This window comes from Pseudomonas sp. JS3066, assembly GCF_036328175.1.
Lineage (GTDB): Bacteria > Pseudomonadota > Gammaproteobacteria > Pseudomonadales > Pseudomonadaceae > Metapseudomonas.
Genome location: NZ_CP143312.1, coordinates 2,574,747 through 2,600,956 on the forward strand (window position 1 = coordinate 2,574,747; position 26,210 = coordinate 2,600,956).

The 26,210-nt window shown below is 64.4% G+C and carries 14 protein-coding genes; 9 read left to right on the forward strand and 5 right to left on the reverse strand.

Annotated features, from left to right (window positions below; all coding sequences use genetic code 11):
• Window positions 1–530 precede the first annotated feature (530 nt).
• The 5 genes from SA496_RS12015 to SA496_RS12035 are packed head-to-tail and all read left to right on the forward strand — an operon-like array spanning window position 531 to window position 17,735.
• Complete coding sequence (locus tag SA496_RS12015; RefSeq protein ID WP_330115479.1) at window positions 531–11,990, forward strand: VCBS domain-containing protein; 11,460 nt, start codon at window positions 531–533, stop codon at window positions 11,988–11,990.
• Window positions 11,991–12,010: 20 nt separating this feature from the next.
• Window positions 12,011–13,516: a TolC family protein gene (locus SA496_RS12020; protein WP_120651024.1), complete on the forward strand. Its 1,506-nt coding sequence runs from the start codon at window positions 12,011–12,013 to the stop codon at window positions 13,514–13,516.
• Window positions 13,517–13,526: 10 nt separating this feature from the next.
• Window positions 13,527–14,306 carry an efflux RND transporter periplasmic adaptor subunit gene (locus SA496_RS12025; protein WP_280358796.1) on the forward strand — a complete coding sequence of 260 codons (780 nt, stop codon included), beginning with the start codon at window positions 13,527–13,529 and terminating at the stop codon, window positions 14,304–14,306.
• Window positions 14,299–15,639 carry an efflux RND transporter periplasmic adaptor subunit gene (locus SA496_RS12030; RefSeq protein WP_330115480.1) on the forward strand — a complete coding sequence of 447 codons (1,341 nt, stop codon included), beginning with the start codon at window positions 14,299–14,301 and terminating at the stop codon, window positions 15,637–15,639. The genes SA496_RS12025 and SA496_RS12030 overlap by 8 nt, the downstream gene beginning before the upstream one ends.
• Window positions 15,639–17,735 carry an HlyD family efflux transporter periplasmic adaptor subunit gene (locus tag SA496_RS12035; RefSeq protein WP_330115636.1) on the forward strand — a complete coding sequence of 699 codons (2,097 nt, stop codon included), beginning with the start codon at window positions 15,639–15,641 and terminating at the stop codon, window positions 17,733–17,735. Before SA496_RS12030 ends, SA496_RS12035 begins: the two co-directional genes overlap by 1 nt.
• 495 nt (window positions 17,736–18,230) lie before the next feature.
• On the opposite strand, the gene SA496_RS12040 is transcribed toward SA496_RS12035, so the two are convergent.
• A complete protein-coding gene (locus SA496_RS12040) occupies window positions 18,231–18,989 on the reverse strand; it encodes an SDR family NAD(P)-dependent oxidoreductase (RefSeq protein ID WP_280358794.1) in 759 nt (252 codons plus the stop codon).
• 14 nt (window positions 18,990–19,003) lie between these two features.
• A complete protein-coding gene (locus tag SA496_RS12045) occupies window positions 19,004–19,783 on the reverse strand; it encodes an SDR family NAD(P)-dependent oxidoreductase (protein WP_330115481.1) in 780 nt (259 codons plus the stop codon).
• Between the two features lie 97 nt (window positions 19,784–19,880).
• Between SA496_RS12045 and SA496_RS12050 the strand changes: the two genes are divergently transcribed.
• Window positions 19,881–20,783: a LysR family transcriptional regulator gene (locus tag SA496_RS12050; RefSeq protein ID WP_120651020.1), complete on the forward strand. Its 903-nt coding sequence runs from the start codon at window positions 19,881–19,883 to the stop codon at window positions 20,781–20,783.
• A 163-nt stretch (window positions 20,784–20,946) separates the two neighbouring features.
• Window positions 20,947–21,255, forward strand: coding sequence for a putative quinol monooxygenase (locus tag SA496_RS12055; RefSeq protein WP_153920090.1), 309 nt, complete (start codon window positions 20,947–20,949; stop codon window positions 21,253–21,255).
• 51 nt (window positions 21,256–21,306) lie between these two features.
• Here the strand turns inward: SA496_RS12055 and SA496_RS12060 are convergent, their stop codons facing one another.
• From SA496_RS12060 to SA496_RS12070, 3 genes are all read right to left on the reverse strand, one after another.
• Window positions 21,307–22,836, reverse strand: coding sequence for a flavin-containing monooxygenase (locus SA496_RS12060; protein WP_330115482.1), 1,530 nt, complete (start codon window positions 22,834–22,836; stop codon window positions 21,307–21,309).
• Between the two features lie 194 nt (window positions 22,837–23,030).
• Window positions 23,031–23,303 (reverse strand): hypothetical protein, encoded by a 273-nt coding sequence (locus tag SA496_RS12065; protein WP_120651017.1) that lies wholly within the window; start codon window positions 23,301–23,303, stop codon window positions 23,031–23,033.
• Window positions 23,304–23,388: 85 nt separating this feature from the next.
• Window positions 23,389–24,591, reverse strand: a complete 1,203-nt coding sequence (locus SA496_RS12070; RefSeq protein ID WP_120651016.1) for an NAD(P)/FAD-dependent oxidoreductase — start codon at window positions 24,589–24,591, stop codon at window positions 23,389–23,391.
• A 330-nt stretch (window positions 24,592–24,921) separates the two neighbouring features.
• Between SA496_RS12070 and SA496_RS12075 the strand changes: the two genes are divergently transcribed.
• On the forward strand, window positions 24,922–25,455 hold the full coding sequence (locus SA496_RS12075) for an RrF2 family transcriptional regulator (RefSeq protein WP_120651015.1): 534 nt from the start codon (window positions 24,922–24,924) through the stop codon (window positions 25,453–25,455).
• Between the two features lie 90 nt (window positions 25,456–25,545).
• Entirely contained in the window at window positions 25,546–26,178 is a 633-nt protein-coding gene (acuR, locus tag SA496_RS12080; RefSeq protein ID WP_330115483.1) for an acrylate utilization transcriptional regulator AcuR, read from the forward strand.
• The last annotated feature ends 32 nt before the right edge of the window (window positions 26,179–26,210 follow it).

Genomic DNA, 26,210 nt, shown 5'->3' on the forward strand with positions numbered 1-26,210 from the left:
TCCAGCCAATTCTTTTTGTTCGCCGGGCGCCCCCAACTCCTGGCCCGGCCAGTTGCAGCCTAGTTCAGTTCGTTGAACCGGGGTTGCCTCCCTGCGCGCCTGATTCACCCCGGCTCGCCAGTTGGGGATTCATCCGCACTCTCGATCTCTACATGCGATGGCCGACCCCGTCACGGTTTCGCCTCGAAAGTAGCGCGTCAGCTGGATTTGCCACGCCTTGTGGCGGACGGATGGGCTGGCGTTTCAATAAAACTTGTGTAGGCTCATCGTGAGAATTTTCTGACAGAAAACGGACTTCTGCTCAGCAAACCGGACTTCAGGACTGGACTCCGCCGCAGACAGGCGAAACTTCCCACCTTGGCTTTTGACGGGTCATCGACATGCCCCGGACGACGCCGGGTTTCTGCGCCGCAGTACCCAGTACAGGTTGAACCCGCATCTTGCACCCTCCGGGGCGCGAGGTGCTCTCGATGTACTGAATCTCAAACGTTGCAGGCCTGCCCATACGTGACAGGTTTCTTGGTGAACATATGGATATTGATACCAAGCCCGGTACCTTTGTGCCGCCCGCATTCAGACCCCAGCGCCGTGCCCTGGCCCTGGAGCCCCGCATTCTCTTCGACGGTGCAGCCGCCACCGCAGCGGACCAGCAGCACCAGGACACTGGCGACGCCGGCAAACCCGTCGCCGATCACGCCACGCCCAGCGACGCCCGCAGCGAGCCCGGCCAGCAACCTTCCGCAAGCCGCCACCTGCTGGTGCTCGACAGCCGTATAGACGGTCGCGAGAAGCTGACGGCGCAGCTCCCAGGCAACGTCGAAGTACTGGTGGTGGAAGCCAACCAGGATGGCCTCGCCGCCATCTCTGCTGCACTGACCCAGCTTGGCCAGGTGGATTCCATTCAGATCCTGTCCCACGGTGCTTCAGGCGAGTTCACCCTCGGCAAGACCACCCTGACCGCCGACAACATCGACCAGTTCGCCCAGCCCCTCAGCCAGTGGAGCCAGTCGCTCAGCGAAGGCGCCGATATCCAGCTTTATGGTTGCAAGGTCGGCGAAGGCAGCGCCGGGCGCACCCTGGTCAACGAGCTGGCGCGCTGGACCGGCGCCGACGTCGCAGCCTCCAGCGATGACACCGGCAGCGCCCGCGCGGGCGGCGACTGGGAGCTGGAAGTCGCCCGCGGCGACATCGACAAGCCCATCGCGCTGGCCGTCGCGGCCACCGCTGGCTACGACCGGCTGCTGGCGGCCGGACCGACCACCACCCTCACCGGTGGCGCGGATGTGCTGCTGGGAGAAACCTTCAGCTTCAACGTTACGTTTACCAATATCACCACCGATACGGGCTACGCGCCCTTCATCGACCTGTTCTTCCCGGCTACGGGCAAGGATGGTGCTGGCGCGGAAATAGACGACGGTGTCACCTTCGTCTCCGCCACCTACCTCGGGCAGAACCTCACCGCCCACGTGCTGACCTTCGACGCCAACGGCCAGGCCAGCCACCCGCTGGCAGTAGGAACCGACGGCAAGCCGCTGATCATCAACGCCGCAGACTTCGGCATGCGTGCCGGCGACCAGATGGTGGTGGTAGAACTGCCGTTCGCCAGTGTCACCCTGGGCCAGCCGCCCATCACCGTGCAAGTGACGGCTTCTCTGAGCGACCTGGCTGACACCGACTTCTCCTTCTCCGGGACGACGCCGGACCTGACCATCCGTGCGCGCAGCGGCTTCCAGTACGGCAATGACTCGCTGAACAACCCGGCCACCGACCCCAGCATTCTGGAGCCATCGACCAACGCCGACAGCTTCGTGGTGCATCCGACGGTAATCACCTTCGACCAGGTGATCACCACGCCCGAAGGCGAAACCGCGACCGGACCGAACTATGGCCGCGAACTGGACGTCATCATCAATCCGGCCGACTCCCAGACCTTGACCAACGTGGTACTGACCCAGCCGGTACCGGACAACGTCATCGTGACCGCCATCACACCCGGTGGCGGCGGCACCATCACCTCGATCACCCTTCACAACGGCAATACAGTCACCGACCCGACGTTCATTCAGCGCATCCTGGCGCAGAACAGCGACGGTGACCTCAGCAACGACCTGTACATCAGCGAGTTCACTGTCAGCTATGCGACCTTGACCGCACCGACCACCACCAACGTACAGTTCTTCGTTCCGGACGACGACGCCGATGGTGTGCCGGTGCTCAACGCCGCCACCGGCGACGATGTCACCATCACGTTCGCCAGGCCCGAGGCCGCGGGGAACTGGATACCCCTCGACCCGCGCGATGCTCCCAATGGCCAGATCGCCTTCGACGGCACCGGCAACGACGTCAGTTTCGTCGCCAAGTCCATCACCCTGCAGAAGCAGGTCAGCGTACGCACCGATGTCGGCAGCCCCGGCATCAGTCCGGGGGATGTCCTGGACTACAGGCTGAACATCGCGCTGTCGGACTACTTCGCCTTCGGCAAGACCTTCCTCGGCAACGGCAGCTTCCTGGTATCGGACCAGCTGGGCGACGGGCAGAACCTGATAGCCGGCACCGCGACCCTGACGATCACCCAGAACGGAGTGACCCAGACCATCGCCCTGGTCAGCAGCAGCGTGGTCAATGCCGACGGCAGCACCTCGATGCAGTTCGACATTGCCCAGTCGCTGGCCAACGCATTCGGTATCCGCGATTGGCTCAACGGTGACCTGGCCTTCGATGACCTGCTGCAAGGTGCCACCCTGGCGGTAATCGGTTATCAGGCTCGGGTTGCCCAAAGTTACACGCCGCCCGCCGGCGCGCCCCACAGCGAAATCAACGAAGGCGACTCGGTCGGCAATAACGCCACGGTGACCGCCACCATACTGTTCGACCCGAACAACCTCAGCGGTTTCGACGAAAGCGACACCTCCAACACCGTCAGCACCATTCCTACCAGCCAGGTGCAGATCGATCTGGCCGGCCTCAACGGTGGAGGTGCGCCGGCGCCCGGCACCGAATTGCGGCCAGGCGATACCGTCACCTTCCGCCTGACCTACGACCTGGTCACCGGCGATTACGAGAACTTCAAGCTCACCGCCTACCTGCCGCTGCCGCTGTTCGACCTGAGTGGCGTCGATCCCAATGCCATCTGGCGCCTGGCCACGGGCAATACCAACCCCAACAGCCCTATCTCGGTCACCATCGGCGCCGGCAATTCGCTGGTATTCACCTTCGCTGACTACGTGAACCCCGATATCAACGGTAGCCGCGTCGCCATCGACTTCACCCTCACCGTCAGCGACCAGCCGTTCGCCGACCAGCGCGCCTTCAACGTGCTGGGCGAATCCAGCCAGACCCGTACCCTGGACAAGAGCGTCCTGCTCACCACCGATGACGTGACCCTGATCGCCTCGGTGGCCGAACCGGTGCTCACCATGAGCCACGGCGTGGTTTCCACCAGCCATGGCACTGTGACCGGCGCCACCGGCGCCTGGAACGCGCCGGGCACCACCGGCGTTCCCTTCAGCGGCAGCATCACCGATATCCTCGCGGTCAATGGCAATGTCACCGGCATCGATGCCAGCGACCGCCTGCGCCTGGCCACCGCCATCGAGAACCATGGGGGCGGCAACGCCTATGACGTCAGCACCCGCATCAGCCTGCCGCCGGGCCTGTCCTTCGTGGGTGGCAACCTGGCCAGTTCAAACCTGCTGATCTATCGCGGCGACGGCACCCGACTGATAGCCGGCACCCACTTCACCGTGGACAACGCCACCAACACCATCACCTTCATCGACTCACCCGGAGCTGGCGCCCTGCTGGCCGGCCGCCCCGGGACCGCGGCGGATAACAGCGGCGCCAACGTCGTGGTCATTACCTATGACGTGCAGGTGGCGGCGGCCATCGGCGCCAGCGCCACCCTGCAAAGCACTGCCGAGCTGACCCACTACGCCAGCGCCGAGGGTGGGCAGAACTTCGTGCCGGTGCCGCTCTCCGACCTCGCCAGCCAGCAGGTCGCAGCGCCGGTGATCAGCAAGAACTTCGCCGGCGGCAGCCTGGACAATGGCGATTCCAGTGCCGCTCACACCACCGGTGCGAACCTGGTAGTCGGCGAAAGCATGCTCTACGACATCATCGTCACGCTGCCTGAAGGCACTACCCAGAGTTTGCGCATCGACGACCTGATCCCGCCCGGCCTGCGCCTGGACACCAGCTTCAATGCCAACCAGGGCTACCAATTGATTACCACCGCTGGCGGCGCGTTGACCGCCAACTTCGCCGGCACGGTCACCATCGGTAGTCTCACCGCCCCCACCGGCACCCTGGGTGCCGACGGCGCCGATGCGCGCTTCATTTTCAGCGCCTCCGGCGCCACGGGCGACAACAACATCGGCAACAACAGCTTCGTCATCCGCGTGCGGCTGGTGGCCAGCAACGTGCTCGGCAACCAGGCCGGTGGCGTGCGCCAGAACGACGCCCGCCTGAGCTACAGCGACCCCGATGGGAACACCCCGAACGGCAGCGCGCCGCTGAATCGCGATGTGAACCTGACCGGCACCAAGCCCGCGATCACCATTCAGGAACCCACCCTGCAGCTCAGCCAGCATTTGATCACCAACCCGGGCCTGGGCTTCGATGAAGGCGACCCGGTCGACTTCAGCATCACCATCGCCAATGGCAACGCCGGTAGCGATTACGACGCCTTCGACATCGCCTTCTCGAGCCAGCTGCCCACCGAACTGGACCAGCTCACATTGGTCAGCGTGACCTATACCGTAGGCGGGGTCAGCACGGATATCAGGGGCAGCTTCGTCCTCGACCCGAATGGCCGTACGCTGATCAACACCGGCAACGTCGACATCGCCAAGGGCGGCACCATCACCATCCGCATCAGTGGCGTAGTCAATGCCACCGGTGCCTCGGTGGCCCGCTTCGACAACCTCGCCGATGTGCGCTGGACCAGCCTCAACGGCAACAACACCAACGGTGCCGCTGATCCGGCCGGCGAACGCACCGGCCAGGACGGCCTGCTCAACACCGGCGTGCTCAACGACTACCAGCGCGACAGCATTCTTATTTTTCCCATCGCCCAGGGCATACGCCTGTCCCGCGTGGGGGGGTTGAACGATACGGCCGCCCCCAACCCCACCAATGCACCGATCGAGGTCGTGGCCGTTGGCGAGATCATCCGCTACCGCACCGCCGTCCTGATTCCCGAGGGCATCAACCCCAACTACCAGCTGGTTGTCACCCTCGACGACGGGCTGACGGTGGATGACCTCAGCACCATGCGTATTGGGTTCATTTCCGACGGCGGGCTGGTCACCAGCCTCGGCGACCTGATCACCAGCGGCACCCTGCAGATCATCGGCAACGAAGACAGCCCGCAAGCCCAGCTCATCACCCCGAATCTGTCCGGACCGGCCCCAACCGGGGTGCTGAATCCCATCTACGTCACGCTCGGCACCGACGGCAATGGCAACCAGGTGGTGACCCTCAACCTGGGCAACATCACCAACGAGGGATTCGCCGGGGGCAACGATGGTAACGATGACGACCTGGAAGGGATTGTGTTCGAGTTCAATGCCCGCGTGGATAACAGCCTGGGCAACCAGTCCGCCGTCCTGCTCGGCGTCACGGTGCATGATCGCGTCAACGGCATCATCCGTACCACCAGCGATACCCTGTTCGAGCGCATCGTAGAACCCGGCTTCGCCAACCTGGACAAGACTGTCACCGACTTCAACGCAAATCCCGGCGGCACCCTCGGCACCGCAACCGTCACCATCGGTTTCACCGCCAACGGCAGCCTGCCGGCCTATGACGTGCACCTGACCGATGGTTTCCCAACCGGCAGCAGTTACACGCTGCTCAGCATCACCATTGGCGGCAACACCTTCGGCCCGGGCAACCTGCCGGCCGGTGTCAGCTTCAGCGGTGCGGGCGGCGTGACCGTGGATATCGCGCGCATCGATCCGGGCACCAGCGTCAGCGTGGTCTACAGCGTCCAGGTGCCGAACAACGCGACCATCGCCAGCACCGATGCCACGCTGAGCTGGAGCAGCCTGCCGGAATCCTTCACCGGTTGGGGCGGCACGGCAGTGGGCCCGGACGGCACGGCCACGGGCGAGCGGACCGGCGCAGATGGCCCCGGTGCCAATGCCCTGAACAACTACGTGCTCCGCGAAGGCGCCGGCCTCGGGATCATCAGCGGCACCCTGTGGAACGATACGGGCACGGCCGCCACCGCCCCCAACGACGCCACACCGGATCCGGACCCGGTTCCCGGCACCCCCGCGTACGAACTGGCCATCGCCAACCAGACCATCAACCTGATCTGGGCCGGTAACGACGGCGTGTTCGGTAGTGGCGACGACAAGACCTTCACCACCACTACCAACGCCAACGGCCGTTTTTCCTTCGGCGTGCTACCCAGCGGCCTGTTCCGCATCGATGCACCGACCACTGTGAACAGCATTGCCCAGTTCGGCGAACTGCGGATTCGCATCGACACCGATGCCGGAACCCTCGGCCAGGTCCAGGTGACCCTTGGCGAAGGTGTCACGCAGCAGGCCAACTCCGGCTATGTCGAGCTCAACGATGCGCCGGTCAATACCCTGCCCGGCTTCCAGCAGGGACGAGAAGACACGCCCCTGGCGATTTCCGGCATCAGCGTCAGCGACATCGATGCCGAGCGCGATCCGGTCGTCGCCAGCCGCGCCATCGAGGTCAACCTCAACGTTCTTCACGGCACGCTCACACTCACCGGTCCGACCACTGGCGTAACGGTGACCGGGGCCGGGACGACGAACCTGGTCCTGCTGGGCCGGATCGCCGACATCAACGCGGCCCTGGCCGGCGTCAGCTATCTGGGCAACCTCGACTTCAACGGCGTCGATTTCCTCGAGGTGCTGACCAACGACCTGGGCAACTACGGCGACTTCAACGGCAATGGCATTCCCGGCGAACTGGCGGACGCCCGCACCGACAGCGACTTCCTGGTGATCCGCCTCGATCCGGTGAACGACGCGCCGAACGCCGTGGACGACAACGCCACGGCGGTGGAAGCTGGCGGTACCGCCAACCGCCTCCCGGGCATCGATCCGCGCGGCAATCTGCTGAGCAACGATACCGACATCGATATCGGTACCAACGGCGACCAGATATTCGTCGTATCGGTCACCTCCCCACTCGGCGTAGTGGTTCCGGTTCCAGCGCTGGGATCGGTGGAGGTGTTCGGGCGCTACGGCAAGCTGGTGCTGCAGTCCAATGGCGCCTACCAGTACATCGTCGACAACGCCAATCCCGAGGTGCAGGCGCTGCGCCAGGCGGGCGACCAGTTGAACGAGAGTTTCACCTACGTGATCTCGGACATCGGCCTGGGCGGTCCACCGTTGCAATCCTCAGCCAACTTCTCGGTGGTCATCCAGGGCGCCAACGACACCCCGGTGGGTGTCAATGACGTAGGCACAGCCATCGAGAAAGGTGGCGTCAACAACACCGATATCGGTAACCCCGGCGATACCCCGCCGGCCGGCTTCCCCGCTCCCGGTGCCAACGCCACCGGTAATGTGCTGGACAACGACTTCGATGTGGACGGCGGCGAAAACCCGGCGGACCCGATCGACTATGGCGAAACCAAGACAGTCACCGGCGCGCGCGCCCTGCGTGAGCTCGCGCAGGGCGTACTGGCCATCGTCCCCACTGGTGGCAGCGTAAACATCATCGGCACTTACGGCACCCTGACCATTGCGTCCGATGGCACGTACACCTATGTGCTGAACGAGAACGCCACCGCCGTGCAACGGCTGGGGCCCAACGACACGCTGACCGAGTTCTTCAGCTACCAGGTCACTGATACGGCTGGCTTGAACGACCTCGCGGAATTGCGCATCACCATTCGTGGCAACTACGACAACCCCCTGGCCAGCGATGACCAGGCCGTGGCCCAGGCCGGCTCCGGCCCCGCTGCCATCGGTGAAAGCAACCCCAGCGGCAACGTCATCCGCTTCCCCAGCCGCCCCGGCCCGGTCACCCAGCCCGGTGGCAACGGCGTGGACAACGACGTCGACGCGGCCGACCGGCCCAATACCCTGCTCCGGGTCAATGGCGTGCGTTCGGGCCTGGAAACCGCCGGCGGGGTGCTGATTGGAGTAGCGACCGGTTCCACCAGCACCACCGGCGCCACCTTGCTACTGGGCAACTTCGGCCTCCTGCGCATGGGTGCTGACGGTTCCTTCACCTATGACGTAGACAGCGCCAACCCCACGGTCCAGGCCCTGCTCGCCGGCCAGACGCTGACCGAGACCTTCACTTACCAGATCATCGACACCAACGGTTTCACCGACCTGGCGCAACTGGTCATTACTGTCCGCGGCGTAAACGACCCGCCGGTGGCTCAGAATCACTTCAACATCGCCGTCGAACGCGGCGGCGTCGCCAACGGCCAGGCAGGCATCGACCCCACGGGCGACGCTCTGCTGTTCGATGTCGACCCTGACGGCGACCCGATCACGGTGGTCTCCGTCAGCAACGACGAACTGGGAACCACCGGCGTGATCGGCCAGGCCTTCGCGGGCCAGTACGGCACCCTGACCCTGAACGCCGATGGCACCTACAGCTACGTCCTGGATAACACCAATCCCGAAGTGGAGGCCCTGCGCCTGCTCTCGGATTTCCTCATCGAGCGCTTCACCTACGCCATTTCCGATGGCCAGGAAGCGCCTGAATCAGCGCAACTGGTGATCCTCATCCTTGGCCGCAACGACAACCCGGTGGCGACCAACGACACCGCTACGGCAGTGGAAGCCGGCGGTCGGAACAACCAGATTCCCGGCGTTGATCCAACCGGCAATGTCCTGGACAACGATACGGACGTCGACGGCAGCGCCCTCGACCCCATCGACTATGGCGAGACCCGGGCGGTGGCGTCGGTGCGCACTGGTGTTGTCGAAGGAGCAGGCACGACTGGCATCCTCGGTACCGAATTGCGCGGCACCTATGGATGGCTGACCCTGAACGCCGACGGCAGCTACAGCTATCGCCTGGACAATGACATGCCGGAAGTCGAGGCGCTTCGCACTGCAGCGGACACCCTGTTGGACGGATTCAACTACACCCTGATTGATGCCTCTGGCACCACCGACATCGCTTGGCTGAGCATCACCATCCAAGGCGCCAATGACGCTCGCGAGGACAATAACGACTTCGCGACAGCGATCGAAGCCGGCGGGCTGAACAATGGGACCCCCGGTTTCGACCCCAGCGGCAATGTGCTGGACAACGATATTGATGTGGATCAGTTCGGCGAGACCGTCACCGTCATCGGTATCCGCCAGGGAGGCACCCTGGGTACGATCGGTGTCCCATTCGCAGGTCGCTACGGCACCCTGACGCTCAATGACGACGGCAGCTACACCTACGTGGTCGATAACAACGATCCGCAGGTTCAGGCCCTGCGTGTCAACGGCGACACCCTCGTCGAAATCTTCACTTACGCCACACGCGACGAAGCGGGCTCAAACAGCATCGCGGACCTGACAATCACCATCCGTGGCGTCAACGATAACCCACTGTCCGTCAACGATGGAGCCATTGCAGTGGAAGCCGGCGGAACCGACAACGCCACGCTGGGAGTGAACCCAAATGGAAACCTTCTCAACAATGACCGTGACGTCGATGCTGGCGATACCAAGGCCATCAACGGCATTCGTACCGGTAGCGAAGCTGAAGGCGGCACCTTCACCAACGTTGCCGGCAACCAGGTCATTGCGGGTCTCTATGGAATCCTGACAGTCTCGGCCAGCGGCCAATACAGTTATGTGGTGAACAACAACCTTGCTGCGGTCCAGGCCCTCAAACCGGGAGACAGCCTGCAGGAAATCTTCTCCTACCGCATGCGCGATACCGCAGGTGCCGAGGATATCGCTCAGTTCAGCATCACAATCCAAGGCGCGTGGGACAGCCCGGTGGCGCAGGACGACCTGAACGTCGGCGTCACCGACAATGGCGACGGCCTGGTGCTCAACCCCAGCGGCAACGTCCTGCCCAATGACACCGATATCGACCAGGGCGACCAGCTCACCGTCACCGGTATCCGTACGGGGCCGGAGAACGGCAGCGGCACCGCCGGCTCGGTCGGCAGCGTGCTGGTCGGCCAGTACGGCACCCTGGTGATCAATGCCGACGGCAGCTACCACTACACCATCGACATTTCCAACCCGGACGTGCTCGCCCTCGACCTGCTGGACACCCTGGTGGATCACTTCACCTATGAGGTCACCGACCTGGGCGGCCTCACCGACCTGGCGCAACTGTCGATCATCGTCGTCGGCCGCAACGACGTGCCGGATGGCTTCGACGACGAGGCCACCGCTATCGAGGCCGGCGGCTTGAACAACGACGTACCGGGCGTGAATCCCAGCGGCAATGTGCTGAGCAACGACACGGATCTCGAAGGGCAGCAGCTGTCGGTATTGGCCATTCGCACCGGCAGCGAAGCCGGCAGTGGCACCAGCGGGACCGTCGGCACGGTGCTGCGCGGCCTCTACGGCGATCTGACGATGAATGCCGATGGCAGCTGGACCTACGTGGTCGACAACAGCCTGGCTGAAGTCCAGGCGCTGCGCATCAGTGGCCAGACCCTGGTGGACACCTTCACCTACACGCTTGCCGACACGCATCTGGCCACCGATACCGCCGAGCTGCGCATCACCATCGATGGTCGCAACGACACGCCGGTCGCCCAGGATGACGACACCACGGCGGTCGAGGCAGGCGGCGTGGGCAACGACATCCCTGGCAGCGACCCTACCGGCAATGTCCTGACCAACGACCAGGACGTGGACAGCGTCGCCAATGGCGAGACCCGGCAGGTCCTTTCGGCCACCAGCGAGCTGGGCAGCGGCGCTCTTGCGGGACAGGCCCTGGTGGGTCGCTACGGCACGCTGACCCTCAATGCCGATGGCAGCTATGTCTATGTGCTGGATAACACCAACCCGCTGGTGCAAGCCCTGCGCACTGCCGGTGAATCCCTGCGCGAGTCCTTCACCTACGTCATGCGCGACACGACAGGTGCACAATCGGAAGCCCGCCTGAACATCCTGATCCAGGGTGCCAACGACAATCCGGTCGCCCGGGACGACAGCAACGTCGCCAGCGACCAGACCCCGGCGCCCCAGGCTACGGGCAATGTGCTGCCCAATGACTCGGACGTGGACGGGGGCGAACAGTTGCAAGTGGTGGGCATCCGCAGCGGTGCGGAGAATGGCAGCGGCACGACCGGGCTCGTCGGCCAACCCATCGCCGGTCGCTACGGCACCCTGGTGATCAATGCCGACGGCAGCTACACCTACAGCATCGACCTGACCAACCCCGAAGTGCTCAGGGCCGCCGGCCTCGGCCGCGTCCTGCAGGACGTCTTCACCTACACGCTCGGCGACCGCGCCGGTGCAACCGACCTGGCGCAACTGGTGATAGACCTGGATATCGCCGCGCCCTTCATCCCCGCTCCCAACCATGACCCCATTGGCCCACACGAGGACCGTGGCGATCTCGATCCATTCCGGCGTCTGCCTCTGCCCGGCGTGGACCCGGTGGTCTTCGTCGGCCCGGTGGTGGAACGGAATGATCGCCAGCTGATGTTGTCCGGCTGGGACGCTGACGGCAGCGATCTGCGGCTGGGGCTGGAGCCGGAAATCGAGAGCGAAACCCTGAGCGCGCACTTCGGCCAGGTCAAGGGCCAGTTCGTCTCCCACGCCGTACGCGATAGCAGTGCCAGCAGCGACCTGGACCTGGCCTGGATTCTCGGTCGCCACGGCCGAACCAGCCTGAGCGCCGACGGCCTGCTGCCCGACCCCTCGGTGTTCGCCACCACCCCGGACAACCTGACCCAGGGCGATGCCCGGCTGCCGCCGCCTTCCGACTCCCGTACCGCCCCCGGCTTCCGTGCCCAGTTGCGCGAGGCCGCCGAGCGCCTGCGCGCGCTGGGCAACCGGTCAACCGAATAAGCAAGGAACAAGGATCGACCATGCCAAGAACGCCCCAAACGCTCCTCAGCGCCGCCATCGCCTCCAGCCTGCTGCTAGGTGCCTGCTCGGCCATGAAACCCCACGAGTACACGGATGAGGAAAGCCGGCAGCGCATCATTCGCGATCAGTCACAGATGTATTCCAATCAGGAGCCGGTGACCGCCCCGATCACCTTCTACGAGGCCGCGGCCCGGGCCCTGAAATACAACCTGGACTATCGCCTCAAGCTCATGGAAAGCGCCCTGGCCAGTGACCTGCGCGACGTCTCCAGTCACGAAATGCTGCCGCGCCTGGTCGCCTCGGCCGGATATGCCGGGCGTAACAACGACTCCGGCGGCACCTCCATCGGCATCGAGGACCGTGAAGAAAGCTTGCGGGCTTCCACCTCCGAAGAGCGCTACCGCGAACTCTACGGCCTGGGTCTGTCCTGGAGCCTGCTGGACTTCGGCGTCGCCTACTACCGTACCCAGCAGAAGAGCGACCAGATCCTCATGGCCGAGGAACGCCGCCGCAAGGTAGCGCAGAACGTCCTGCAGGACGTGCGCAACGCCTACTGGCGCGCCGTCGGTGCCCAGCGCCTGATGCCCCAGGTCGACCGCCTTCTGGTACGTACTCACCAGGCACTGCTTTCCGCCCGCGAGGCCGAGACCAAGGGCCTGCTGCCGCGCCAGGAAGTGCTGTCCTACCAGCGCGCCCTGCTCGACTCGATCTACCTGCTCACCGTACGCCGCCAGGACCTGGAGTTCGCTCAAGCCGAACTGTCCGCGCTGATGTCGCTGCCGCCAGGCTCGAAGCTGATCCTCGCCGACCAGGCCGAGCCGCCACTGCCGGAACTGAATCAGGACATCAACCGGCTGGAACAGATCTCCCTGGAGAACCGTCCGGAAATCATGGAGGAGTGGTACCGCAAGCGGGTCAACGAGAATGACCTGAAGATCGCCAAGGCCCAGCTCTGGCCTAACGTCAGCCTGGACTTCGGCTACAAGTACGACTCCAACAAATTCCTCTACAACAGTCACTGGACCGAGACCGGCCTGCAGGTGTCGCTGAATCTGCTGCGCCTGCTGCAACTGCCGTCGCTGAACGCGGCTGCCGAATCCCAGGAGCAGACCGACGACATGCGCCGTGTCGCACTGTCCATGGCCATCCTCACTCAGGTACGGGTGGGCACTCTGCGCTATCAGCTGGCGCGCCAGGAAGTGGAATTCGCCGACCAGAGCCTGCGGGTGGACCAGAGCCTGCTGGACTACGCCCAGGCCGCACGTACGACCTCCTATGGTTCGGAACTGGAGCTGATCCGTGCCGAAGGCCGCTACCTGCTTTCGCGCTACCAGCGCGAGGCCGCCTACTCCGACGCCCAGGCGGCCTGGGGTCGGCTGTACAACTCCATTGGCCTGGATACCCTCCCGGAGCAGATCGAAAAGCACGACATCCAGACGCTCGCCCGGGAAATCCAGCGCACCCTGGGTGAACAGGAACACAGCAAACTTCTCGTCAGCAAATAAGGAACACCGCATGCCGTACAACGCTGAGCGCAGTCTGCTCGCCCTGTTTGCGTCCCTTGTCCTGTCTTTTCCATTACCCGGCGCCTTTGCCGATGACCTGCCGCCGGCCAACCCTGCCGAGGACCCCGGCGCCATCCGCGTACTGCTCAGCGCAGACCTGGAGACCACGCTCTCAAGCCAGATGAACGGCACCCTCGGCGAGCTCAAGGCCTCCCTCGGCCAGCCGGTAGCAAAGGACGCCCTGCTGGCCCAGCTCAATTGCGAGGAAGCCCACGCTCGCGCCAAGGTTGCCGCCGCCGAGCTGACCATGGCCCGGCAGAACCTCGATGCCAAACGCAATCTGCGCAAGCTGGATGCGGTAGGCGACCTGGAAGTGGCCATGGCCAACACCGAAGTCCAGAAGGCCGAAGGCGCACGCTCCCTGGCCCAGGCCCAGAGTGGCTACTGCCGGATACAAGCGCCCTTCTCCGGACGGGTCGCCAAGGTCCACGTGAAGCCCTACCAGACGGTGGCGGCCGGAACGCCGCTGTTCGACCTGGTCAGCGACGGCGCCCTCAAGGTGCGCCTCAACGTGCCGTCGAGCCTGTTGCCACAGCTCAAGCCCGGCATACCGTTGGAGGTCAGCATCCTGGAAACCGGCAAGTCCTATGGCGCCCATATCAGCGCCATCAACTCGCGGGTCGACGCCGTGGCCCAGACCGTGGAACTGGAAGCACGGCTCGATGCCGAGCACCCGGAACTGATCGCCGGCATGAGCGGCACTGCACGATTCCCGCAAGCCCATGAATGACCGCCTGCCGCACCCGCAATTGCTGCTTGCCCTGGCCGCACTGCGCGACCGCGCCCTGGCCGCCGACTCGCTCAATGCCCTGGCTTTCTCCATTGCCAATGACCCCTATGCGTTGCTGCGTTACCACCAGGCATTGGTGCTCGCGCAGCGCGGCGCGGACCTGGAACTGCTCTGCGTATCCGGCCTTGCCCGGCCCAGCGAAGATTCGCCCTACCTGGTCTGGTTGCGCCGCGCCAGCCGCTGGCTGAACACCCAATTGACCGACGCCCAGCCACGCTGGCTGGCCCGCGAGGCCGTGGAGCCCCCCGAGGACATCGCCGAAGGCTGGGCCGAGTGGTGGCCGTCCGGACTCTGGTGCATTCCCCTGCATGACCGCGAAGGCACGCGCCTGGGGCTGGTGCTGTTCCTGCTGGATGCGCCGCCGGCCGAATCCCTGGCGCCGCTGACCGATGGGCTCTGGCAGACCTGGGCCCACTGCTGGGCCGCCTTCGCTGGCCGGCGCCGTCTGTTCGGCTGGCGCCCCAGCAAGCGCCAGCTCCTGGCCGCACTGGCGGTGGCCGCTGCGCTGATGCTGGTGCCGGTGCGGCAAACGGCGCTGGCGCCGACTGAGATCGTCTCGCGCCAGGCGGAGGTCATCAGCTCCCCCATCGATGGGGTGATCGAGCGCATGCAGGTGCGGCCGAATCAACCCGTGGAAGCAGGCACCCTGCTCTTCACCCTCGACGAAACCACCCTGAAAAGCCGCGCCGAAGTGCTCGGCAAGGAAGTGGCGGTAGCCGATGCCGAGCTGATGGCGGCCAGCCAGCGCGCATTCGACAACCCGCAGAGCAAGAGCGAGCTGACCTTGCTCAACGGCCGCGCCCAGCAGCGCCGAGCCGAACTGGCGGCGGTCCAGGCGCAGTTGCAACGTACCCGCGTGCGCTCGCCGCGCGCTGGCGTGGCGGTGTTCAGCGACCCCAACGATTGGCTGGGCAAACCGGTGGCAACCGGGGAACGCATCCTCCAGGTGGCCGACCCTGGGCAACCAGCCATGCTGATCCAGCTGCCGGTGGCCGACGCCATCGCCCTGGAACCCGGCGCCGAGGTCACCCTGTTTCTCACCGCCTACCCACTCTCGCCGCTAAAAGGCCAGGTGCTGGAAACCAGCTACCAGGCCCGCGCCAATGAAGAGGGTGTAGTGGCCTACCGGCTGCTCGCCAGCATCGAAGGCCAGCCGGAACATGCCCGCCTCGGCCTGCACGGAACCGCCAAGCTCTACGGCGAGCGGGTGGTGCTGGGCTACTACCTGCTGCGCCGGCCATACGCCGCGCTGCGTGCCTGGACCGGGCTGTGATCGTCGACGCGGCGCAGATGCCGCTCCCGCCTTTGCGCGAAGACCTGCGGCTGCTGGAGACCGCGCCCGGCAGCGACGGCGAGCCGGCGTGGGTGATCCAGGACACAGTGATCAATCGCTTCTATCGCATTGGCTGGCTGGAGTTCGAATGCCTGCTGCGCTGGGAAGACACGCCGCAACGGATCTGCCAGGACATCCAGCAACAGACGCCACTGCGCCCGGATGTGGAGCAGGTACTGGAGCTCCGCCAGTTCCTCGAACAGCACCAGCTGTTGCGCCCGACGCCGGATGCCGCCGCCCGCTTGGCGTCCCGCAGTGAAGGCAATGCGTGGCTCAACTGGAAATGGTGGCTGCACCACTACCTGTTCTTTCGTATCCCGTTGCTGCGCCCGCAACGGCATCTGGAACACCTGGCGGGCTATCTGGACTGGTTGTTCCGGCCACTGACCGGGGTGCTGGTGGTGACCTTGGGCGTGATCGGCGTGCTACTGGTATTGCAACAATGGGACGCCTTCACCACGGCGGTGGTGGAATCCTTCTCCGCGTCCGGGCTGGTCAGCTTCGCCTTGGCGCTGGCCCTGGCCAAGACCCTTCACGAACTCGGCCACGCTTTGGTGGCGACACGCCTCGGCCTTCGCGTCGGGCACATGGGCATCGCCTTCGTGGTGCTCTGGCCAATGCTCTATACCGATACCGGTGAGAGCTGGAAGCTGCGCAGCTCCCGGCAACGCCTGGCCATCGCCTCGGCGGGCATCCTCACCGAACTGGCCCTGGCGGGCCTCGCCACACTCGGTTGGGCCCTGTCCGACCCCGGCCCGTTGCGCAACGCCCTGCTCTACCTCGCCACGACCAGTTGGGTCCTGTCGCTGGCCCTGAACGCCAGTCCGTTCATGCGTTTTGACGGCTACTTCATCCTGTCCGACCTGCTTGACTTCCCCAACCTCCATGAGCGCTCTTCGGCCCTGGCCCGGACCACCCTGCGGCGCATGCTGCTAGGCCTTGACGAAGACTGGCCGGAAGCCTTCAGCCCCGGTAAACGCCGCGCCCTGGTGGCGTTCGCCATCGTCACCTGGGTCTATCGCCTGGTGCTGTTCCTCGGTATTGCCGTGGCGGTTTACCTGCTCTTCTTCAAACTGCTCGGGATACTGCTGTTCGCCGTGGAAATCTCCTGGTTCATCGTCATGCCGATAGCGCGCGAATTGAAACACTGGTGGGCCAATCGAGCCGCCATCCACAATAGCCGCAGGTACTTCTGGTGGGGCGTGCTGGCCGCGCTCCTGCTACTCCTGGCGGTGCCCTGGCGCAGCGAGATCCATGCGCTTGGCGTCGCTCGCGCGGAGCAGCAATTGCGTGTTTTCGCGCCCTACCCCGCGCGCTTGCAGGCCATTCACCCGGCCGGTGAGGTTGAGGCTGGCGCGACCCTGGTCACCCTTGAGGAACCGGACATCTCGTCGCGCCTGTCCAGTAGCGAAGCCAGCGTGAAGAGCTACGAGGCGCGCCTTGGCGGCCTGATCGCCGACCCGGGTGGCGCCGACCAGGCCCTGGCCACTCGCCAGCGCCTGCGCGTGCAGTTCGAGGAGGCCCGTGCCGCACGCTCGGAGATCGCCCGGCTCAAGCTCCAGGCCCCCTTCTCCGGGCGCTGGCTGGACCTCGACCCCGACTGGCGCCCCGGCCAATGGGTGCACAGCCGCGAGCCCATCGGCATGCTGGTGGACCCGAGCCGCTGGCAGGTGGATGCCTACGTCGACCAGGATGACGTGCAGCGTCTGGTGCAAGGCAGCGCGGTGAGTTTCTATCCCGAAGGCCAGCCGACGCCCATCCCCGGCAAGGTGGTGGCCATTGGCAGCACCCGCGTCAGCAAACTCGAACACCCGATGCTCGCCTCCCGCTACGGCGGCCCGCTGACCGTGGCCAGCCAGGGCAAGGAACTGGTGCCGACGCCGCCGCTGTTCCATGTGCTGGTGCAGCTTGAAGCCGCCCCGCACACCCTGCGCGAAACCCGCGGCCATCTGCAGATCGACGGCAACCGCCGCAGCCTGTTGGCCGAAGGCCTGACCCATGTAGCGGCGGTATTGCTGAGGGAAAGCGGGTTCTGAGCTTTGTGTAGGAGCAAGCTTGCTCGCGAAACGCCTGCCCTGAAGGTTCGCGAGCAAGCTCGCTCCTACAAGTGCGCCGTGGCACCCCGTAGGGTGGAACTCGTTTTCTATCTCCACCACACGAGGCCAACCGCCGACATCGGATTCCAAGGCTTTGTGTAGGAGCGAGCTTGCTCGCGAAACGCCGGCGCTGAAGGTTCGCGAGCAAGCTCGCTCCTACAAGTGCTCCGTGGTACCCCGTAGGGTGGAAATCGTTTTCTATCTCCACCACACGAGGCCAACCGCCGACATCGGATTCCAAGGCTTTGTGTAGGAGCGAGCTTGCTCGCGAAACGCCGGCCCTGAAGGTTCGCGAGCAAGCTCGCTCCTACAAGTGCTCCGTGGTACCCCGTAGGGTGGAACTCGTTTTTTATTTCCACCAGACGAGGCCAACCGCCAATGGTGGACCGGTGAAGCGTGGTCCAGCCTACGAGAGCTTTTCAGATCGATGATGGCTCAATTCCCCGCCGACACCCCCCTATCAATCGCCATGTCCGCACCGGTGATCGAGCGCGCGCCTGGCTGGCAGAGGAAGTACGCCAGCTCGGCAACCTCCTCGGGCTGGATGAAGCAGGCCCGGTCGCCCTGCGGATACTTTGCCAACAGCTCGCGGTAGTAGCCTTCGGGGTCGCCCTGGCCGTAATGCTCGGCCTGGAACTTCAGCATCGGCGTCTCGATATCACCGGGCGACACGGCGTTGCAGCGCACGCCGCATGGCGCCAGGTCCAGAGCCAGGGTCTTGGTCAGCAACGTCACCCCGCCCTTGCTGGCGCAGTAGGCCGCCGCATTACGGTTGCCCTGGCGGCCGGCATCGCTGGAGATGTTGACGATGGCGCCAGCGGATGCCTTGAGCGGTGGAATCGCGGCCGAGCACATGAAGAAGGTGGCCTTCAGGTTCACATCGAGCACCAGATCGAAGTCCTCTTCGCTGAAGGATTCCACCGGACCTTCGCGCCACACGCCGGCAGCGTTGACCAGCGCATCCAGCCGGCCGAAGGACGCCAGTGCCGCGGCGACCACTGCGGTGCAGGTCGACGGCCGACGGATATCGCCGGCGAAGATGCCGCAGGCAGGATGCTCCGCTTGCAGTCGTGCCAGCCCCTCGGTCGAGAGGTCGGTGGTGAAGACCTGCCAGCCGCCCTGAATGAAGCGTTTGACCAACGCCCGGCCAACACCGCCTGCCGCGCCCGTGACCAGTACAACGGGATTGCTCATGGTGACCACCTCCCTCAAGGCGCTTTGTTCTCGATCAGGCAGTTGCCACCATCCACCACCAGCGTTTCGCCGGTGATGTAGCTGGCTTCGGGCGAAGCGAGGAACGCCACCGCTGCCGCAACCTCTTCGGGCCGCCCTGCCCGGCCCACGGGAACGTAGCTGGCCGCATGACGCTCTTCATCCGTGCTGGAGCCAGTGCCGATCCAGCCCGGCGCAACGCAGTTGACAGTGATGCCCTGGCGCGCGACTTCCAGCGCCAATCCCATGTTCAGGCCCACCATGCCGGCCTTGGCAGCACTGTAGGCGGCTTCGCCCGGATTGCTGCCACGGGTGCCGGTGGTTGAGCTGATCTGCACGACACGCCCATATCCCCTCACCTGCATGCCCGGCAGCACGGCGCGGGTCAGTAGGAAGGCGGTGGTCAGGTTTCGCGAGATGGAGAGGTTCCAGGTTTCCAGGTCCATGCTGGCGACTTCAGCGAAAGGCTCGGGGCTGCCTTGCATGGCCATGCCGGCATTGTTCACCAGGATGTCGATGCGGCCCCAGAGTGCTTCGGCCCAGTCAGCCAGCGCGCGAACCTGGGTTTCATCGGTCAGGTCCGCCGCCCGGCCTTCCGCCTCGAAGCCCTCCGCGCGCAGCTCGGCCACCCGTTCGGCAATACGCGCGCTGCTCGCCGTGACGATCAGCTTCGCCCCGGCAGCCCCGAGCCTGCGGGCAATGGCCATGCCGATTCCCAGTTCGCTGCCGGCACCACTGACCAGTGCCACCTGGCCCTGACAATTCGTTTGGGTCATTTCAAGCTCCTCATGCTCGTTGTCATCGCTGGAGTAGAAATTACGTGCGCGCTCCTGATAGAAAAAGACAACTGTCATCAGGAAAACTGAAAACAACATGGCCTTTACCAGCGAATCCCTGAAAGTGTTCCTTGCCGTGCTGGACGGCGGTTCCTTCTCCGCGGCCGCGCGAAACCTTGGTCGCGTGCCATCCGCCGTCAGCATGGCCATCGCCCAGCTGGAGGCCGAACTGGACATGCCGCTGTTCGATCGCGCCACGCGCAAGGCGCTGCCAACAGCGGCGGCCCTTGCATTGGAGCCCCAGGCGCGGCAGGTCGCCAGCCAGCTCAACCTGCTGGACGCCCATGCGCTGCAATTGCATCAGGGCCTGGAGCGACGCCTGGTCCTGGCCATGGCGCCCGAGCTCCAAACGGGCGCCTGGAGCCGCCCGCTGGCGATCCTGGCCCGTGAGTTTCCAACACTGGAGATCGAGGTGCGCTCGGCTTCGCAATCCGAAGCTGTGCGCATGCTGCATGAGGGTAGCGTGCAACTGGCACTGGTATTCGAGCGACCAGGAATCGACGAGCGCGAGGCCTTTCTCGAGGCTGGCAGCCAGTTGCTGGTCGCCGTGGCGGCGCCCGGTTTCCCGGCTGCGGGTGGGCAGTTGCCCCTGGGTGAAGCGCAGATGGCCGACACCCGCCAGATCATCGTCGCCACTGGCGAACCCACCGCGTCCGATCCGCAGATCGTGCTGTCGCACCGGGTCTGGCTGACCGACAGCTACCTGGCAACCCTCGACCTGGTGCAGGCGGGCCTTGGCTGGGCATACCTGCCGCAGCCGCTGATCCAGCCCTTGCTGGCATCGGGCACGCTCACCGAAGTGGTCTTCGACAACATGGCCAGCCAGTTGCGGCTCTGGGTAGACGTGGTGTGGATCAAGGCCCGTCCGCGCGGGCTGGGTGCCACCCGTTACCTGGAACTCTTGCGGGAACAGTTGAGGGGCGAGCCCGCAAGACCCTGACGCCATGCGATAACAGCGTCAGCGGGACGTTGCCGAAATTACTGAGCTGAGGGTTCCGGCAATATCGATACCAAAGATGTCATTCTCGCCAATATCGATACATCCAGTCGTGGCCGTACCTTTGGGCCGTTCCCATGTGGGATCGCCTTTAGGAGAAAGCGCAATGATCAAGCTCGCACTGTTCGCCCGACTGGAAGCCAAGCCCGGTAAGGAGGCCGATGTGGCCGCCTTTTTGGAGACCGGACTGGCCCTGGCCAACCAGGAAGCCACCACGCCGCTCTGGTTCGCCCTGCGTTTGTCGCCAACGACCTTCGGTGTATTCGATGCCTTCATCGACGAAGCCGGCCGCCAGGCTCACCTGAACGGTCCCATCGCCGCCGCACTGATGGCTAACGCAGCGGAAATGCTCGCCTACCCGCCGAGCATCGAGCCCATCGAAGTACTGGGTCTGAAGAACACCGCAGCCGCCTGAGCCGCAATGCCGTGCCGCGAGTGGGCATCCCCTCTCGCGGCACGGCAAGCGTCAGGACGCGCCGTCCAGCGCCATCGCCGCTTCAGGCGATGCAGGCGAATGAACAGCCGGTACGGCGGAGAATTGCAGGCAGGCATCGGCGACCGGGCCTTTGCGCAGCAGCTTCACATCCTTGAAGTAATCCATGGACATCACCCAGGGCATGCCCGGCCCCTGGCGCGGCAGGTTGGCCAGGACACGCTGCACGTAGCCGGCACCGAAATCCAGCAGCGGCCGGGTCTCCATGCCCGCTGGAGCAAGGGGCTGGCATACGGCGTGGTCGTGGTCATCCATGTAGCCCAGCAATCGGCAGAAGTGCTCGCAGAGCAGGCTCACCTTGAGCGTCCAGGATGCGTTGGTGTAGCCCACCGCGAAAGCGAAGTTGGGAATGCCGGACAGCATCATGCCCTTGTAGGCGACCGTTTCGTTCCAGGCGATGGGCTGGCCGTCGCGGGAAAGCTGGACACCGCCGAACACCTGCACGTTGAGGCCCGTCGCAGTGATGACGATGTCCGCCTCCAGTTCCGCGCCGGACTTCAGGCGTACGCCCTGCTCGGTAAAGGTCTCGATGTGATCGGTGACGATGGACGCCTTGCCGCTGCCCAGCGCCCGGAACAAGTCGCTGTCCGGTACGACGCACAGACGCTGGTCCCAAGGGTTGTAGGGCGGGTTGAAGTGCTGATCGACCGGGTAGTCCCTGGGCAACGCACGCTGGTTGACGAAGCGGATGATGCGCCGCGCGGCATTGGGAAAGCGCTGGCAGAAGCGCCACATGGCCAGCGCCACCTTGGCGTTCTTGTAGCGAACCAGGGCGTAGGCGGTTTGCTCCGGAAGCAACTTGCGCAGCAGCAGTGCGATCGGATCCTTCGCCGGCAGCGGAATCACGTAGCTCGGCGTGCGTTGCAGCATGGTCACGTGGGCTGCCTTTTCGGCCATCGCCGGCACCAAAGTCACGGCGGTGGCGCCGCTGCCGATCACCACGACGCGCTTGCCGCTGTAATCCAGGGCCTCCGGCCAGTGCTGCGGATGGATCACCTGCCCTCGGAATCGTTCGACGCCCTCGAAAGCAGGGGCGAAACCCTGGTCATAGCGGTAGTACCCACCTGCCGAGAACAGCCAGCGGCTGCGTACGATGCTGCGCTGGCCAGTCGCGACATCCTCCACCAGCACTTCCCAGCAGCCACGTTCGCTATGCCAGTCCGCCGACACCACCTTCTGGCCGTAGCGAATGTGCTGCTCGATGCAATGCTCCGCCACGGTTTCGCGCAGGTACCCCATGATCGCGCTGGCATCGGCGATCGCCTTCTCGTCCTTCCAGGGCTTGAACTCGAAGCCGAAGGTATAGAGGTCGGAATCCGAGCGGATGCCGGGATAGCGGAACAGGTCCCAGGTACCGCCCAGGTCGTTGCGCGCTTCGAGTACCTGGAAGCGTTTGGAGGGTTGGTCCCGCTTCAGGTAACAGGCGGCGCCGATACCGGATAGACCGGCGCCGACGATCAGCACATCGAGTAGATCGGACGATGGGTTCGATTGGGCGGTCATGGCGGTTCCTTGTGCTTGTTGTCAGGACCACGCGTGGCAAAGCCATGCTTGAGGCTAGAGCCGGACTATGGTTCCAACAAGCACCGGTCGGCACCATCCAAAAGCATGGAATCGCGGGTCCGTCCGCCAAGGATGTGTGCCATGCCCGCGGGTGCCTGTGGTCGCCGATGCGATTGCCAGTGCATTCGAGACCGTTACTGGAAAGTAGCTGCCTGCGACAGCGAACACTCGGTAGGTGCTGGTGACACGAACTCAATGCCTGTCAGCCATTCGTTGGCCACGATCGAGGAGAACATGCCGCACACCGGCTCGGCGCACGGATCGATGCAAAGGTGCAGACGCCAGGCGCAACCTTCGGCCGATATCGACTGGAGCGTCCAGGCGACGCCGGGCAGGCACTGGCTGATGATCTGTTCGATGGCTGCGGCAGCCAGGGGGCGGGTGAGAATCATGACCGTCAGGCTCATGGCAGGCTCCGGGCATGTAGATCGGGGCCTGGGATCGCCCGTTACAGGACGGGCGACCCAGACGATTGGTTAGCGACTACGGGTATCAGGCAACAACCGGGATCAGCGGATCGGCGGCAGCCAGCGCGGTGGCGCGATCAGCCGCCGGCGGATAGATCCACACGGAGTTGATCTGCTGCTTGATGGACTTGCCTTCCTGGCGTTCGAACTTGATCTGGCGGTCCCAACCTTCGGTGAACACGGCCCCCCAGGCGCCGAGATCCAGGCAGGTGACGTACTTGGGCTGGCTGTAGGGGATCGACGCGACGCCCAGCAGGCTGGCGGCGACGTTGTTGCCGGCGGAACGCCCCAGGGCGATCGCGTGCTGGCAGGACATCAGTGCATGGTTGCCCTGGTCGTCGCATGCCGCGCGGGCAACGTCGCCGGTAGCGAACACGTCGTCATGTCCATGCACCTGCAGATTGGCGTTTACGTGGAGACGGCCCTGGCCGTCACGCTCCGCCGGAACCTGCTCGGTCAGCGAGCTGGCGCGCACGCCAACGGTCCAGATCACGGTGTCCGCTTCGATGCGCTCACCACTGAAGAGGGTTACCCCGGCGGCATCCACCGAAGCCACGCCGCTGTTCAGGCGCCACTCGATACCCAGTTCGGTGGACGCCTCGACGATGGCCCTGCGCGGCCCCTCGCCCAGTGCTGCACCGATTTCGCTGCCACGGTCGACGACGATCACTCGGACATCAGCGCCCTCGCCAAGCACTGCACGTAGGCGGGCCGGCATTTCGGCAGCGGTCTCGATACCGGTGAAACCGCCACCGGCGACAACCACGGTGTTGCGACTGATGGACTGGGGACGCTCGGCCAGGGACTGGATGTGGCGATCCAGTCGAATTGCCTCATCCAGTTGGTCGACATCGAAAGCGTGTTCGACGCCAGACATTGCCGGGCGCACTACGTGGCTTCCAGTGGCCAGGACCAAGCGGTCGTAGCTCAGTTCAGCGAACTGGCCGTCGACACCACGATAACCGACGCGCTTGCCCTCGACATCGATACGTTCGGCGAAGCCTTTGACAAAGGTAACGCCCACTGCGTCGAACAGCTCACCCAGCGGTGCCACCATCTTGTGCACCTCGGGTTCGTAGAAGCGCGGACGTACGCGCAGCTCGGCCTGGGGTGCAAGTACCACCACTTCGACGTCGTGGCGGCCATGCTGGTCCAGCAAGCGAGTCGCGCTCAAGGCGCTCCACATACCACCGAAACCGGCGCCGACAATCAGAATGCGTTGTTTCATAGTTTTCTCCACAAGGCGAAAAGCGAGGTTATTCCGGGCGGATGCGCCCGACATCTACATGCCGGGCTGTGAGGTCATCGCCCCTAACCACACCGGCTAACTACGACTGTATTAGTCGTAGTTAATTTCGGCAAGCGTTTTTTCTTGCCGGGGAGTGCCGCTCGTCGCCATCATTCGCTTCACGCCGCGACAAATCTGGGCGTTAAGGCTTCAATCCTTTAGCATTAAGGCGTATGAAGTGATAGAAGGCTTCCTGAAGGAAGCTCGAAACACGGGAAGAGCAATAGAGAACAGTCGCAACAATGGCGACACAATTAGTCGGAGTTACCCATGGCTTTGTACAGTGCAGGCGTGGAGTACGGCATCCATTGCCTCCTCTACCTGGCGGACGAAAAAGGCGACGGTCGCGAAGCCAGCGTGCGCACCCTGGCCGAATTGCAGGGCGTACCACCGGAATTGCTGGCCAAGGTATTCACCCGCCTGGCGCGAGCGGGCCTGGTGGCAGCAACCGAAGGCGTGCGCGGCGGTTTCCGCCTGGCACGGCCTGCCGACCAGATCAGCGTGCTGGATATCGTCCGCGCCATCGATGGCGAAAAGCAGATCTTCGAATGCCGGGGCGTGCGCGAGCGTTGCGCCATCTTCGGGAGTGACTGCCCGGCGCCGAACTGGGCCGTTGCCGACCCCTGCTCCATCCACGCCGTGATGCAGCAGGCGCAGAAACGCATGGAAGAAGCCCTCGCCCAGCAAACCGTGCTCGACCTGGTGCGTCGCGTCGCACGCAAGGCTCCGCCCGAATTCGGCGAACAGGTACTGCGCTGGATGAACGACCGTCACGACGGCAAGGTGGAAATCGGACCGCTCTGATAACGCCCAGTGGCAATGATCCCTGTGGTGCCCCTGTGAGACATTCGTAGTGATTGACCTTCTAGACGATCAGTCTAAAATCTCATCCCCATGACCGACACTCCACCCAAACCCCGCCGCGGCCGGCCGCCCAAGGTCGACCGCGACTTCGCCGATACCCGTGCCGCGCTGATTCGCTGCGGCATGGAGATCCTGACCGAGCAGGGATTCATGTCCACTGGTATCGACGCGGTGCTCAAACGCGTGGGTGTGCCGAAGGGCTCGTTCTATCACTACTTCGACAGCAAGGAAGCCTTCGGGCAGGCGGTGCTGCAGAGCTATGCCGGCTACTTCGCCCACAAGCTCGATCGCTACCTGCTGCAAGAGGACGTGCCCCCGCTGCAACGCCTCGACAACTTCGTCGAAGATGCCAAGGCCGGCATGCTCCGCCACCAGTTCTGCCGAGGTTGCCTGGTGGGCAACCTTGGCCAGGAAGTGGCTATCCTGCCGGAGGGTTTCCGCCTGGAACTGGAGGCCATCCTGTGCAATTGGCAGGACCGCCTGGCCCAATGCCTGCGCGAAGCCCGTGCGGCTGGTGAGTTGTCGGCGAAGGCGGACTGCGACGGGCTTGCGGCATTCTTCTGGATCGGCTGGGAAGGTGCTGTGTTGCGTGCCCGGCTGACGCGGGACAACGTTCCGCTGGATGTTTTCTTCAAAGGTTTTTTAGCCGGACTGCCGCGCTAGCCCAACGGGCGCGCGGTTTTCCGGGGCTATTT